The sequence below is a fragment of the Brevundimonas sp. ZS04 genome (assembly GCF_001956865.1).
GTDB lineage: Bacteria > Pseudomonadota > Alphaproteobacteria > Caulobacterales > Caulobacteraceae > Brevundimonas > Brevundimonas diminuta.
The window spans coordinates 481,610-495,671 of the sequence record NZ_MTHE01000001.1 but is presented as its reverse complement, the minus strand read 5'-3'; the positions used below and the strand labels follow the sequence as shown (position 1 = coordinate 495,671).

Here is a 14,062-nt window from a genome sequence, read left to right as displayed (position 1 = left end):
GGCGGGTCAGGCCTTCATCGACCCCGTTTCGATGAAGCGTTGGTGCCACGACAGCGCCTCGGTTAGCAGGTGGGGCGATTGCAGGCCGTAGGAGCCTTTCAGCGCGCGGTCGTAATAGTCCTTCAGCGCGTCACGATAGTCGGGGTGGGCGCAGTTGGCGATAATGAACCGGGCGCGCTGCTTGGGCGACAGGCCGCGCAGGTCGGCCAGGCCCTGTTCGGTGACGATGACCTGCACGTCCTGGGTGATGTGGTCGACGTGGCTGGCCATAGGGACGATGGCCGAGATCTTGCCGCCCTTGGCCGTCGACGGCGTGACGAAGCAGGAAATATAGGCGTTGCGCGCAAAGTCGCCCGAACCGCCGATGCCGTTCTGGATGCGCGAGCCCATGACGTGGGTCGAGTTGACGTTGCCGTAGATGTCCGCCTCGATCAGGCCGTTCATGGCGATGCAGCCGAGGCGGCGGATGATCTCCGGGTGGTTCGAGATTTCCTGCGGGCGCAGGATGATCTTGCCGCGGAACTGCTCCATCCGGCTGTTCAGATCGGCGGCGGCCTCGGGGCTGAGCGAGAAGGCGGTGGCCGAGGCGACGGTCAGTTTCCCTGAGTCCAGCAGGTCCAGCATCCCGTCCTGCAGCACTTCGGTATAGGCGGTCAGATTCTCGAACGGGCTGTCGGCCAGACCCGCCAGCACGGCGTTGGCGACATTGCCCACGCCCGATTGCAGCGGCAGCAGATGGGCGGGTAGGCGGCCCAGCTTCACCTCATGTTGCAGGAACTCGATCAGATGCCCGGCGATGGCCGTGGCGCTGGCGTCCGGCGCGGCGAAGGGCAGGTTGCGGTCGGGGCTGTCGGTCTCGACGATGGCGGCGATCTTGGACGGATCGACGCGGAAGACCGTCTCGCCGATCAGGTCGGTCGGCTTGGTCAGCGGGATCGGCACGCGCGCGGGCGGCAGGGCGGTGCCGTAGTAGATGTCGTGCATCCCCTCCAGCGCCGCGTTTTGCCAACTGTTGACCTCAAGGATGATCCGGTCGGCGCGGTCCAGCCAGGTCTTGTTGTTGCCGATGGAGGACGAGGGGATCAGCGCCCCGTCCTCACGGATGCCCGAGACCTCGACCACCGCCGTCTCCAGCGGGCCGAGGAAGCCCTGCCAGGCGACCGGCGCCACCTGCGACAGATGCATGTCCAGATATTCCATCTCGCCCTTGTTGATCTTCTCGCGGGCGATGGGGTCGGAGTTGTAGGGCAGGCGGAACTCGATGCCGTCCGCCTTGGCCAGGGCGCCGTCCAACTCGGGCCCGGTCGAGGCGCCGGTCCAGACCTTCAGCTTGAACGGATTGCCCGCCGCGTGCTCGGCCTCGATCCGCTCGGCCAGGGCCATGGGCACGACCTTGGGATAGCCCGAGCCGGTGAAGCCGCTCATGCCTACGGTCGAGTTGGCCGGGATCAGGGCGGCGGCGTCCTGGGCGGACATGATCTTCGACTTGAGGGCGGCGTTACGGACGCGGGACATCGCAAACCTGACGACTGGAGCCGGGGAGGGCTCATGAAACGACGCGGACATAGGCGCCGCATCACCCTGATTCCAATACGGCTTTGGTCGTAACAGTTCGTGATCACAATGGCGTCAACCGCCGGGTTTCCAGCCCGCCGTAGGGTTGGTGTTGACCATCCAGGGGATGCTGAACCTGTCGGTGAAGCTGCCGAAACCGGGAGACCAGAAGGTTTCGGCGAAGGGCATCGACACCTTGCCGCCCTCGGACAGGGCGTCGAAGACCTGTCGCGCCTTGGCGAGATCGTCGGTGTGATACGACACGTCGAAGCCGTTCTTGGGCTTGTCGATGTTCGGCGCGAACTCGGGCGGCATGTCGGCCCCCATGATCGCCTGATCCCCGACCTCCAGCCAGCCGTGCATCAGCCAGTCCTTGTATTTGGGATCGACCGGCATGTCGGGCGGGCCGTCGCCGTACGGAAAGGCGGCCGTGACCTTGCCGCCCAGCACGCGGGCGTAGAACTCCAGCGCCTCGCGGCACTGGCCCTGAAAGCTGAGGCTGGTGACGATCTTCATGGGATCCTCCTTCGGATGGAGGCGAAACGCGCCAGGCGGACGAACGGCTCCAAGCCCTTCTCCCCTTGCGGGAGAAGGTGGCCCGGCAGGGCCGGATGAGGGGTCTCGCCGCGCCTGGAGTTTGATGAGTTATTTTGCCGTTGCGCGCCCCCTCATCCGTCAGGCTTCGCCTGCCACCTTCTCCCGCAAGGGGAGAAGGACAGCGCTTTCGTCTGCGCGGGAACAGGACTAGAACATCTTCATGATCACCGCCGCCCTGATGATGCTTCAACTGTCCGCCGCGCCCGCAGAGACCGCGCCGATTGAGCGCACGCTGGACGCCATGCACGCCGCCGCCTCGGTCGCAGACGGGGAGGCCTATTTCGCGACCTTCACGCCGGACGCCCGCTTCATCGGCACCGATGCGGGCGAGCGGTGGAGCCTGCCGGAGTTCCGCGCCTACGCCATGCCCTACTTCTCGCAAGGCAAGGGCTGGACCTATCGCCCGACGGCGCGGACCGTGACCCTCGCCCCGATCGAGTGCCGCTGCGTCGCCTGGTTCGACGAGGTGCTGGATAACGACGCCTATGGGACCACGCGAGGCTCGGGCGTGCTGCGCTTGACCGAGGACGGCTGGAAGATCGAGCAATACGTCCTCAGCTTCGCCGTACCGAACGACAAAGCGCGCGCTGTCGTCGACGCCATCAAGGCCGACTGATGGAGGTTCAGGACGACGCCTTCGTGCTGTCGGCGCGGGCGCATGGCGATACGGGGGCGGTGGTCGATCTGCTGACCGAGCGGCACGGTCGCCGCGCCGCCTATGTCGCGGGCGGGGCGTCGCGGCGGATGCGGCCCTTCCTGCAGCCGGGCGCGCGGGTCGTCGCCGACCTGCGGTCGCGGACGTCGGATCAGCTGGGCTCGGCGCGGCTGGAGCCGGTGGGCGAAGGCCCGGCCGCCCTGTTCGACGACCCGTTAGCCCTGACCGGGTTGAGCGCCGCCGCGGCGGTGGCGCAGGGCTCCCTGCCGGAGCGGGAGCCGCATCCCGGCGCCTTCTACGCCTTCGAGGCGCTGATGGGCGCGTTCGCCGTGCCCGAGGTCTGGCCCGCCATTTTCGTGCGGTTCGAGGCCGGGTTGTTGGAGGACTTGGGCTTCGGTCTCGACCTGTCGCGCTGCGCCTCAACAGGGTCGATGGACGATCTGGTCTGGGTCAGCCCCCGCACCGGCCGCGCCGTCAGCCGCGAGGCGGGCGCGCCCTATGCCGACAAGCTGCTGGCCCTGCCGCCCTTCATGCTGGGCGCGCAGGCCGGGCTGGGCGAGGGCGACGTGAAGGCGGGGCTGGAGCTGACAGGCCACTTCCTTGAGCAGTTCGTCTTCCACGCCCTGAATCGGCCCCTGCCGCCTGCGCGCGTCTGGATGATCGACAAGCTGGGCGAGGCGGGGCGGCTGTAGCTGCCTCACGCCCGCTCATCCCGGCGATGGGCTAGAGGCGGGACAGCCCCGCAATCGCCTTGCGTGTTTCCCTTTCCAACACCGCGACCAGTTCAGCGGCAGGCAGGGCGCGGCCCAGCGGCGCGCCTTGTCCGGCCCAGTGCGGCGCATAGCCGTTGTCGCCCTTGGCCCTTGCCGCCGCGTTCAGCGCCTTGCCGAGGTCGTAGGCATACGGATAGGCGGCGATCTTCGTCTCATCGGCGCGGCGCATGAAGGCGTTCTCCACCCCGCGCGCCGGGCGGCCGGAGATGGCGGCGCTGACCCGCGTGCGCCCGGCCTCAACACCAGACAGAACTGCCCGATAGGCCGCATCCGCCGCCGACTCCGGGCACGAGGCGAAGGCCGTGCCCATCTGCGCCCCGGCCGCGCCCAGCGCCAGCACCGCCGTGATTCCGGCGCCGTCCATGATCCCGCCCGCCGCGATGACCGGAACCGGCAGGTCGCGCGCCAGCAGGCGCGTCAGCGGCAGGGTGGCGAAGCGCGGATCATCGGCCGGGTCGAAGACGCCGCGATGGCCGCCCGCCTCGACCCCTTGGGCGATCACCATGTCGAACCCGGCGGCGACGGCGGCGCGGCCTTCCTCGGGCGTGGTGGCGCTGGCGATCAGGACGCAGCCCGCCGCCTTCAGCGTTGCGATCTGATCGGCGCGCGGCAGGCCGAAATGGACGCTGACCACGGCGGGCTTCTCCTCGACTAGCACCGCCAGCTTGGCGTCATCGGTCAGGAAGCTCTGATAGATGTCGTTGAGGCGTTCGGGAGGCGCGGCGTCGAACTCGCTGAAGATCGGGCGCAGGCTGTCGATCCATGCCGCATCGCGCGCCGGATCAGCCGCAACCGGCGCATGGCAGAACAGATTGACGTTGAACGGCCGGTCGGTCAGCGCCTTCACCGCGCGGATAGCCTTGCGGCTCGCCTCGGCGTCGATGGCGCCCAGGGCGATGGAGCCCAGCGCCCCCGTGTTCGACACGGCGGCGGCCAGTTCGGCGGTCGAGGTTCCGGCCATCGGCGCCTGGATCAGGGGGAAGGACAGGCCGAGGCGATCGGTCAGGGCGGTCTTCATCGGAGCTCCTTCGCGCGTTTCTGCACAGATAGGCGCTGACAATCCCGGCGTCAGGCCCCGGCTGCGCTAGACTTTCCTCGTCCGATCATTGATTCGAAGCCGTATGACCATCCACACCCCGACGCCCGAAGGCGGCCGCATCGTCGAAGAACCGATGGGCGATGCGCTGTCGCGCCGCTATCTGGCCTACGCCCTGTCGACCATCACCAACCGGGCGCTGCCCGACGTGCGTGACGGCTTCAAGCCGGTGCACCGGCGCATCATGTACGCCATGCACCAGATGCGGCTGAACCCGCAGGCGGCGGCGCGCAAATGCGCCAAGGTCGTCGGCGAGGTCATGGGCGGCTATCACCCGCACGGCGACGCCTCGATTTATGAGGCGCTGGTCCGTCTGGCGCAGGACTTCGCCCAGCGCTATCCGCTGGTCGACGGTCAGGGGAACTTCGGCAATATCGACGGCGATAGCGCGGCCGCCATGCGCTATACGGAGTGCAAGCTGACACCCGCCGCCGTCCTGCTGCTGGACGGCATCGATCAGGATGCGGTCGACTTCCGTCCCACCTACGACGATCAGGACGAAGAGCCGGTGGTCCTGCCGGCGGGCTTCCCCAATCTTCTGGCCAACGGGTCATCGGGCATCGCCGTGGGCATGGCGACCTCGATCCCGCCGCACAACGTCGGTGAATTGATCGACGCCTGTCACCTGCTGCTGGAGCAGCCGGACGCCACGACCGAAGACCTGGTCAAGATCGTGCCGGGGCCGGACTTCCCCACGGGCGGCGTCTCGGTCGAGGGCCATGCGTCCATGCTGGATGCCTATGAGACGGGCCGGGGCGGGGTGCGCCTGCGCGCCGCCTGGGACACCGAGGATCTGGGCCGTGGCGTCTGGCGCATCGTCGTCACCGAGATTCCCTATCAGGTGCAGAAGTCCAAGCTGATCGAACAGCTGGCCGACCTGATCGAGAACAAGAAGGCGCCGCTGCTGGCCGACGTCCGCGATGAGTCGGCCGAGGACATCCGCCTGATCCTGGAGCCCAAGTCCCGGACGGTAGAACCTGAAGTCCTTATGGAAAGCCTGTTCAAGCTTTCCGATCTGGAGACGCGCTTCCCCATCAACATGAACGTGCTGGACGCCACCGGCACGCCGCGCGTCATGGGCCTGAAGGACTGTCTGCGGGCCTTCCTGGATCACCGCCGCGTGGTGCTGAACCGCCGCAGCCAGTGGCGCATCGCCCGCGTCGAAAAGCGCCTGCACCTGTTGGAAGGCCTGCGCATCGTCTTCCTGAATCTGGACGAGGTCATCCGCATCGTCCGCGAGGAAGAACAGCCCAAGGCGGCGCTGATCGCGACCTTCGGACTGAGCGAGCTTCAGGCCGACTTCATTCTCGACACCCGTCTGCGTCAGCTGGCCCGTCTCGAAGAGATGACGATCGAGAAGGAATTCAAGGAGCTGTCGGAAGAACTTGCGGCGTTGCAGGCGCTGACGTCTTCGGAGACCAAACAGTGGAAGGCCATCGGCAAGGAACTGGAGGCCGTGCGCAAGGCCCTGGTCTCGCCGCGCCGGACCGTGATCGGCGACGCGGTCGACGCCTCGGCCTTCGTGGCGCCGGAAGCCTTCATTCCGCGCGAAGCGATCACCGTCATCCTGTCGGATCGCGGCTGGATCCGCGCCGCCAAGGGCAAGGTCGACGACCCCTCCGAGCTGAAGTTCAAAGAAGGCGACAAGCTGGGCTTCCTGGTCCCCGCCTATACGACGGACAAGCTGCTGGTCGGGGCGTCGGACGGGCGCATCTTCACCATCGGCGCCGACAAGCTGGCCTCCGGGCGCGGCCACGGCGAACCGTTGCGCCTGATGATCGATCTGGACGAGAAGGCTGAGATCATCAATGTCGTGGCGCATGAACCCGATGCGAAGCTGCTGATCGCGTCCAAGGCCGGTTACGGCTTCGTCGCGCCCGAGAACGACCTTCTGGCCCAGAAGCGCGGCGGCAAGCAGGTGTTGAACGGCGAGATGCTGGCCATGTTGCGCATCCCTAGCCAGCCGCAGGCCGACCACGTCGCCGTCATCGGCGAGAACATCAAGACGCTGATCTTCCCCCTGGCCGAGTTGCCCGAAATGGGCCGGGGCAAGGGCGTGAAGCTGCAGAACTACAAGCAGGGCGATCTGGCCGATGTGACGGTGTTCAACGCTGAGGCGGGGCCGGAATGGGCCGACGGCGGCGGTCGTCGCCGCAACTGGCCCGATTGGAAGGACTGGCTGGGCAAGCGCGCCGGGGCCGGTCGCCAAGGCCCGCGCGGTCTGCGCAAGTTCCGCTGAGTTCAACCCTCTCCCGGCGGGAGAGGGAAGGGTGACGCCGAATTCACTGGTTGCCGGGCCTTCCGCCCCCCATATTCCGCCTGAAATGCTGGAGGAGGCTCAATGATCACCTGGATCATCATCGGCGTCATCGTCGTCATTCTGCTGTTCGTCGTGGTCGGCGCGTACAACAGGCTGGTGAAGCTGGATCAGACGGCGAACCAGTCGTTCGCGGACATCGACGTGCAGCTGAAGCAGCGCCAGGATCTGATCCCCAATCTGGTCGAGACGGTGAAGGGCTACGCCACGCATGAGCGCGGCACCCTGGACGCTGTGACCCAGGCGCGCGCCGCCGCTGCGGGCGCTCGCACCATTGATGAGAAGGTGCAGGCCGAGAACATGCTGACCGCGACCCTGGGCCGCCTTTTCGCCTTGTCCGAGGCCTATCCGGACCTGAAGGCCAACGCCAACTTCCAGCAGTTGCAGATGGACCTGTCGGACATCGAGAATAAGCTGGCCGCCGCGCGCCGCTTCTTCAACAATGCGGTCAGCGAGTTCAACGCCGTGCGCCGCCAGTTTCCGACCGTTCTGTTCGCCGGGATGTTTGGCTTCGGCGCCGACAAGCCCTTCTTCGACGTGGGCGAGGGCGAACGCGCCGCCCTGAACGCCGCCCCGCCGACGGTGAAGTTCTAAGCCCCAATGGCGGTTTTTGGTCAGGTCGTCGGCCTCAAGACCCACATCTGGCGGAACAACACCCGGTCGGCGATCCTGCTGGCCGGGTTCCCGGTGCTGCTGGTCGGCATATTGTTCGGCGTCCAGGTGCTGATGATGGGTTTCGGCCTGCTGCCCAACTCAGGCGGCGACCTGGGGCAGGATCTGGCGCTGGCGGCGTCCATGCTGGGCTGGACCGTGCCCTTCGCCGCTATCGCGGCAGCGATCTGGTTCGTCATCGCCTATTTCGGCAATCAGATGATGATCGACGTCATGACCGGCGCGCGAAAGGTCGAGCGCCGGGTCGAGCCGGACCTCTACAATCTGCTGGAGAACCTGGCGATCTCGCGCGGGATGAAGACGCCAGCCTTGCGCATCATCGAAAGCCCGTCGCTGAACGCCTATGCGTCCGGCCTGCACGAGGGGAACTACAGCGTCACCGTCACGCGCGGTCTGATGCAGACCCTGAACCGGGACGAGATGGAGTGCGTCCTGGCCCATGAGCTGACCCACGTCATCAACAAGGACGTGCGGACCATGGTGATCGCCTCGATTTTCGCGGGGATCATCAGCGTGGTGGCCGAACTGGTGTTCCGCAGCCTGTTCTATATGCGCGGCGGGCGAGGGCGGGACAACAAGAACGCCATGCCCTTGATCCTGATCGGCCTGGCCATCGGCGTCATCGGCTTCGGCCTGGCCGCCGTCATCCGCATGACCCTGTCGCGGACGCGGGAATATGTGGCCGACGCGGGGGCGGTGGAGCTGACCAAGAACCCCGACGCCATGATCTCGGCCCTGCGCAAGGTGTCGGGCCAGTCGAAGCTTGAGGCGCCGGACGAACTGCGCGGCATGTTCCTGGACAATACGGCGGAGAAGACGGGGTTCTCGGGCCTGTTCGCGACGCACCCGCCGATCGCGAAACGCATCGCGGCGTTGGTGCAGTTCGCCGGCGGTCGGGACGACGGGCCGTGGGGCGGAGCGCCTCAAGCTTCAGGTACGGCGGTGCCGACGACGTAGGTTTTTCTCCCCTTGTGGGAGAAGGTGGCCGTCAGGGCCGGATGAGGGGTCTATCCGAAATCTGAAAAGAGGCAGGTCTGGCCAATGTCCAGCAACCCCTCATCCGTCAGGCTTCGCCTGCCACCTTCTCCCTCAAGGGGAGAAGGGCTTTACAGCCGCTCCCAGCCCCAGGGCCGCAATGCCTCTAGCGGGCGGAACTCGGCCTTGTAATCCATCTTGGGCGAGCCCTGGACCCAGTAGCCGAGGTAGACATAGGGCAGGCCCACCGTCTCGGCCTGATGCAGGTGGTCCAGAATGGCGAACCGGCCCAAGCTGCGACGCGCCATATCCGGGTCGAAGAAGCTGTAGACCATCGACAGGCCGTCATGCAGCAGGTCGGTCAGGCAGACGCCGACCAGACGGCCGGGGCCGTCGTCCTCGCTGGGCAGGCGGTATTCGATCAGATGGGTGCGGACGGCCGTGTCCTCGACCATCGACACATAGTCCAGCCAGCCCATGTCGGTCATGCCGCCGCCGGGATGGCGGGCGGTCAAATAGCGGCGCAGCAGGTCGAACTGCTCCATCGTCGCCTCGGCCTCGACCAGATCGCGCGACAGATCGGCGTTGCGCGCCAGGATGCGGCGGCGCGAGCGCGAGAGTTCGAAATCCGCCACCGGAATCCGCACCGAGACGCAGGCGATGCAGGCCTCGCACGCCGGACGATAGGCGATGTTCTGGCTGCGGCGGAACCCGGCCTGGGTCAGGGCGTCGTTGACGTCGGCGCCGTCGCTGAACGGCAGGTTGGCGAAGACCTTGCGCTCGAACTGACCTGGCAGATAGGGGCAGGGCGCGCTGGCGGTCATGAAGAAGCGGAGCTGGCGCGAGAAGAAGTGCTGGGTCACGGCTGTCGCTCCGTAACGGCGTCAGCGCCCGCACAGGGGCCGGATGAATAGACGCGGCTCATGTCCTGATTTGGCGCGCAACCGGCCGTTTTCGCAAGTCTTCTTCGCGTCCTACAAGCTGGTGTCCGTGGGCAGGACCGGCGCTTCGCGCAGCAAGACGATGGCGATGCGGCGGTTTCCGGCCAGCGACGGGTCGTCGGGATACAGTGGGTCGGACCCCGCCTTGCCCGCGACGGAATAGACCCGGTCGCTGCTCACGCCCGCGCTTTGCAACGTCAGGCGCGAGGCGTCGGCGCGCGCTGACGACAGGGGCCAGTCGCCGGGGCTGCTGGCGCGGCTGGAACCGGCGACGGCGCTGGTGTGTCCGGTGATGGTGATGCGGTTGGGCAGTTGGTTGATCACCTTGGCCACGGCGCGCAGCAGCAGTTGGGCCCGCGGGTTGGGACGCGAGGAGCCGTTCTCGAACATCGAGCGGCCTTCCTGGTCGACCAACTGGATGCGCAGGCCTTCGGGCGTCTGGTCGATGATCAGCTGCTTCGACAGTTCGGCCAGTTCCGGCATGGACTGCATGGCCTGGCGCAGGGATTCGGCGGCGCTGGCGAAGTCGGCGGCTTCACGACGGGCGATCTCGGCGCGCAGGGCGGCTTCGCTGGCCGAGGCCAGGTTGGAGTTCTGACCCGCTTCCTGCGGGGCGTCGGGGGCCTCGGGGGCCAGTTGTTCGATGACGGCGTTGGAGCCCGCGCCCTTGGCGCCTTCGGAATCGCCCAGCGACGTGCCGCCCAGGATGCCGCCGGAGCCCGAGGTCGAGGCCGAGACGTTGGCCGGGGCGAAATATTCGGCGATGCCGCGCTTCTGCTCCGGATCGGTCGTGTTGATCAGCCACATCAGCAGGAAGAAGGCCATCATGGCCGTGACGAAGTCGGCGTAGGCCACCTTCCACGCGCCGCCGTGGTGGCCGTGGCCGGACACCTTCTTCACCTTCTTGATCAGGATCGGGCGATCATTCAGCGCCATGGGGCGGGTCCGTCTTAACCGTGTTCGTTCGCCCTAAATCCCATGCGGGGCTTAAGAAGCGGTTGCAGTGAGATGCGACGGCGCGCCGCGCCCTTGCCGATGCGGGCTTCACGGCCTAGCTGAGGGCCATGTCCGACGCGTCCGCTTCCCCTGCCGCCGATTTCGACCCTCGCGCCTATCGCCGGGCGCTGGGCGGGTTTGCGACCGGGGTATGCGTGGTCACGGCCCATACCGTCGATGGGCCTCTGGGGATCACGGTGAACAGCTTCACCTCCGTCTCGCTGGACCCGCCGCTGGTGCTGTGGTGCATGGACGTCAAGTCCGACCGCCATGACGCCTTCGCCGGGGCGGATCGCTTCGCCGTCCATATGCTGCCGGTCGAGGACCAGGCCATGTCCGACCGCTTCGCCTGGGGCGTTTGCCGCCTGTCGGACGACGAGTTCGCGGTGGACGACCCCGAGCCGCCGCGTCTGCTGAACGCGGTGACGCGCCTGACCTGCCGGACGCACGACCGCATCGTCATGGGCGATCACCTGGTCATCGTGGGCCGGGTCGAGGCGTTCGACACCCGGCCGGGCGATGCGCTGACCTATTTCCGGGGGAAGTACGGCAAGGCCGCCGATCCAACGGCCTGATCCTTCTCCCACAAGGGGAGAAGGGCAAGATCAGCCCATCATCCGCGCGGCTTGCGGCGCGAAGTAGCTGATGACGCCGGACGCCCCCGCGCGCTTGAAGGCGTGCAGGCTTTCCAGGATGGCGCGGTCCGGATCCAGCCAGCCGTTGGCGAAGGCGGCCTGCATCATCGCGTACTCGCCAGACACCTGATAGGCGAAGGTCGGAACCTTGAACGTCTGCGACACCAGCCGGACGATATCCAGATAGGGCAGGCCCGGCTTGACGATCAGGGCGTCGGCGCCTTCCGACAGGTCCATCGCCACCTCGCGCAGGGCCTCTTCGGCGTTGGCGAAATCCATCTGATAGGTCTTCTTGTCGCCGGTCAGCGACTTGGACGAGCCGACCGCGTCGCGATACGGGCCGTAGAAGGCCGAGGCGTATTTGGCCGCATAGCTGATGATCAGCGTGTCGCTCAGGCCGTTGGCCTCCAGCGCCTCGCGGATGGCCTGGACGCGGCCGTCCATCATGTCGGACGGGGCCACGGCGTCGGCGCCCGCGTGGGCGTGGATGAAGGCCTGTTCCGTCAGCCGCTCCAGCGTCGAATCGTTGACGATGCGGCCGTCTTCCAGAACGCCGTCGTGGCCGTGGTCGGTGTAGCAATCCAGCGCCACGTCGGTCATGACGCCGATCTCGGGCGCGGCGTCCTTGATGGCGCGGATGCAGTCGGGGATCAGGCCGTCCGGGTCGGTGGCGGCGGTGGCCACATTGTCCTTCAGCCCATCGTTCACGTTCGGGAACAAGGCGACCATCGGAATGCCCAGATCGCGCGCCTCGACGGCGGCCTTGGCGGCCTCCTTGGGCGACAGGCGAAAGACGCCCGGCATGGAGGCGACCGGCTGGCGGTCCTCGGCGCCGTCATGGACGATCAACGGCCAGATCAGGTCGGCCGGCGTCAGGGTCGTCTCGGCGACCAGACGGCGCACCCACGGCTGCGAACGCAGGCGACGCGGGCGGGCGTAGGGAAAGGCGGCGGGCTGGAAGGGCATGGTCATGCGCGCGGCTTAAAACAAAGCGCGGGGAGAGGCAAAAGGCGAACTGTCCACCTATGCTGATCCCTCGGCGGGGACGGGGTGACGCGCGCGCCGCCACCCGTTAGAAGCGCCCCGAACGCCCCGTCAGAGGGCAGGCTGCAATGCGGGAGCTTTCATGGACTTCGCCCTCACCGACGATCAACGCGCCATTCAGGACGCGGCCCGCGCCTTCGCCGAGGCCGAACTGGCTCCGCACTCGGCCCGCTGGGACGAAGACAAGCATTTCCCGGTCGACGTGCTGAAGGCCGCCGCTGAGATGGGCTTCGCCGGCATCTATACGGGCGAGGAACACGGCGGCATGGGTCTGGGCCGGGTCGAGGCGGCGGTGATCTTTGAGGAGCTGTCGCGCGGGGACGTGGCGACGGCGGCCTTCATCTCGATCCACAACATGGCGACGTGGATGATCGACAGCTTCGGCTCGGCCGAGCTGCGGGCGCGCTTCGTGCCGTCGCTGGTCGGGATGGAGAAGATCGCCAGCTATTGCCTGACCGAGCCGGGCTCGGGCTCGGACGCGGCGGCGCTGCGGACGACGGCGGTGCGCGACGGCGACCACTATGTGCTGAACGGGGCCAAGGCCTTCATTTCCGGCGCCGGAACGTCGGACGTCTATGTCGTCATGGTCCGCACGGGCGGGGAAGGGCCGAAAGGCATCTCGACGATCGTGGTCGAGGCGGGGACGCCCGGCCTGTCGTTCGGCGCCAATGAGAAGAAGATGGGCTGGAACGCCCAGCCGACCGCCGTGGTCAGCTTCGACGACTGCCGGGTGCCGGTCGCCAATCTGGTGGGCGAGGAAGGCGCGGGCTTCAAATACGCCATGGCCGGTCTGGACGGCGGGCGCCTGAACATCGCCGCCTGCTCGCTGGGCGGGGCGCGTCTGGCGCTGGAGACGGCCCAGGAATACGTCGCCGGCCGCAAGCAGTTCGGCCAGGCCATCGGCCAGTTCCAGAACACCCAGTTCGAGCTGGCGGACATGGCCACGGACCTTGAGGCCGCCCGCCTGATGGTGCTGCGCGGCGCCTGGGCCATCGACACCGGCCACGCGGAAAAGACCAAGTGGTGCGCCATGGCCAAGCGCCTGACGACCGACGCCTGCTTCCAGATCGCCGATCAGGCGCTGCAACTGCACGGCGGCTACGGCTATCTGAAGGACTATCCGCTGGAGCGGATCGTGCGCGACCTGCGCGTTCACCGCATCCTGGAAGGCACCAATGAGATCATGCGCGTGATCGTAGCGCGCGAGCTGGCGCGGGGATGACGGTCGAGCACGTCGAGGCGTTCGCAGAGCCCGCCATGGCGGTGGCTCCGACCAATGCAGCGGCGGCTGGCCGCGATCGCGAGGCGCTATGGGCCGTCTGGCGGCGTTTAACGACGGAGTTCCGCTTCGTGCGTCTGGTCCGCCATCTCGTCGGCTCCCGGTCGGGCTGGGGTCTGTATGAGGTAGATGTCGTCTCGACGCTGAAGGCCACGCCGATGGGCGTCAGCGCGGGAGCGATACTGGCTGATCTGGATGCGTCCCAGCTGACGGCTCTGGCGGGGATCGCTCGGATCAATGCGGCGCGGAATGACGCCCTGTGGAAGATGGCGGCGCTGTTCTATGTCTCGGGTCCGGTGACGGCGATCTTGGCTGGTTTCCAGGTCGCGCCAGAGTTCACGCGCATGATCATGGTCGGGGGCGGGGTCGGCTTTGCCTTGATCATCGTCGGCGTGTCGGCCAGCCTGCTTGGCTATTATACGATCAACTGGCGGGCGGGGCAGGTGGCGGCCCTGATCGAGCTGGAGTTGATCGAACGCGGACAGGCCCTCGCCGTCCCGGATCATTCAACCGCTGAATAGTCGCTTG

The 14,062-nt window shown here is 67.1% G+C and carries 14 protein-coding genes; 8 read left to right on the top strand and 6 right to left on the bottom strand.

The annotated features are described in order from the left end of the window. Nucleotides 1-6 precede the first annotated feature (6 nt). Nucleotides 7-1,515, bottom strand: coding sequence for an acetyl-CoA hydrolase/transferase family protein (locus BJP32_RS02420; protein WP_046654208.1), 1,509 nt, complete (start codon nt 1,513-1,515; stop codon nt 7-9). Between the two features lie 114 nt (nt 1,516-1,629). After that, on the bottom strand, nt 1,630-2,070 hold the full coding sequence (locus tag BJP32_RS02415; RefSeq protein ID WP_046654207.1) for a VOC family protein: 441 nt from the start codon (nt 2,068-2,070) through the stop codon (nt 1,630-1,632). 241 nt (nt 2,071-2,311) lie between these two features. Between BJP32_RS02415 and BJP32_RS02410 the strand changes: the two genes are divergently transcribed. Next, nucleotides 2,312-2,767 (top strand): nuclear transport factor 2 family protein, encoded by a 456-nt coding sequence (locus BJP32_RS02410; protein WP_046654205.1) that lies wholly within the window; start codon nt 2,312-2,314, stop codon nt 2,765-2,767. Then, on the top strand, nt 2,767-3,498 hold the full coding sequence (gene recO, locus BJP32_RS02405; protein ID WP_046654204.1) for a DNA repair protein RecO: 732 nt from the start codon (nt 2,767-2,769) through the stop codon (nt 3,496-3,498). Before BJP32_RS02410 ends, recO begins: the two co-directional genes overlap by 1 nt. A 31-nt stretch (nt 3,499-3,529) precedes the next feature. Here recO and BJP32_RS02400 read toward each other — a convergent pair whose 3' ends face one another. Continuing rightward, the gene (locus BJP32_RS02400; RefSeq protein ID WP_046654203.1) at nt 3,530-4,597 is read right to left on the bottom strand and encodes a nitronate monooxygenase family protein; all 1,068 of its coding nucleotides are present in this window, start codon (nt 4,595-4,597) and stop codon (nt 3,530-3,532) included. A 103-nt stretch (nt 4,598-4,700) separates the two neighbouring features. Here BJP32_RS02400 and parC point away from each other — a divergent pair, with 103 nt between their 5' ends. The 3 genes from parC (at nt 4,701) to BJP32_RS02385 (ending at nt 8,621) form a co-directional block, all read left to right on the top strand. Next, complete coding sequence (gene parC, locus BJP32_RS02395; RefSeq protein ID WP_076222699.1) at nt 4,701-6,914, top strand: DNA topoisomerase IV subunit A; 2,214 nt, start codon at nt 4,701-4,703, stop codon at nt 6,912-6,914. Between the two features lie 102 nt (nt 6,915-7,016). Then, the gene (locus BJP32_RS02390) at nt 7,017-7,586 is read left to right on the top strand and encodes a LemA family protein (protein ID WP_076222697.1); all 570 of its coding nucleotides are present in this window, start codon (nt 7,017-7,019) and stop codon (nt 7,584-7,586) included. Nucleotides 7,587-7,592: 6 nt separating this feature from the next. Then, nucleotides 7,593-8,621, top strand: coding sequence for a M48 family metallopeptidase (locus BJP32_RS02385; RefSeq protein WP_076222695.1), 1,029 nt, complete (start codon nt 7,593-7,595; stop codon nt 8,619-8,621). Nucleotides 8,622-8,770: 149 nt separating this feature from the next. Here the strand turns inward: BJP32_RS02385 and BJP32_RS02380 are convergent, their stop codons facing one another. Next, entirely contained in the window at nt 8,771-9,502 is a 732-nt protein-coding gene (locus tag BJP32_RS02380) for an arginyltransferase (protein ID WP_076222693.1), read from the bottom strand. 111 nt (nt 9,503-9,613) lie between these two features. After that, entirely contained in the window at nt 9,614-10,516 is a 903-nt protein-coding gene (locus tag BJP32_RS02375; protein WP_076222691.1) for a flagellar motor protein MotB, read from the bottom strand. 128 nt (nt 10,517-10,644) lie between these two features. Between BJP32_RS02375 and BJP32_RS02370 the strand changes: the two genes are divergently transcribed. Further along, on the top strand, nt 10,645-11,151 hold the full coding sequence (locus BJP32_RS02370) for a flavin reductase family protein (RefSeq protein WP_003165358.1): 507 nt from the start codon (nt 10,645-10,647) through the stop codon (nt 11,149-11,151). Nucleotides 11,152-11,181: 30 nt separating this feature from the next. On the opposite strand, the gene hemB is transcribed toward BJP32_RS02370, so the two are convergent. Next, nucleotides 11,182-12,183, bottom strand: coding sequence for a porphobilinogen synthase (gene hemB, locus BJP32_RS02365; RefSeq protein ID WP_076222690.1), 1,002 nt, complete (start codon nt 12,181-12,183; stop codon nt 11,182-11,184). A gap of 154 nt (nt 12,184-12,337) precedes the next feature. Between hemB and BJP32_RS02360 the strand changes: the two genes are divergently transcribed. Further along, on the top strand, nt 12,338-13,477 hold the full coding sequence (locus BJP32_RS02360) for an acyl-CoA dehydrogenase family protein (protein WP_046654195.1): 1,140 nt from the start codon (nt 12,338-12,340) through the stop codon (nt 13,475-13,477). Next, entirely contained in the window at nt 13,474-14,055 is a 582-nt protein-coding gene (locus BJP32_RS02355) for a hypothetical protein (RefSeq protein WP_046654194.1), read from the top strand. Before BJP32_RS02360 ends, BJP32_RS02355 begins: the two co-directional genes overlap by 4 nt. Nucleotides 14,056-14,062: the final 7 nt, after the last annotated feature.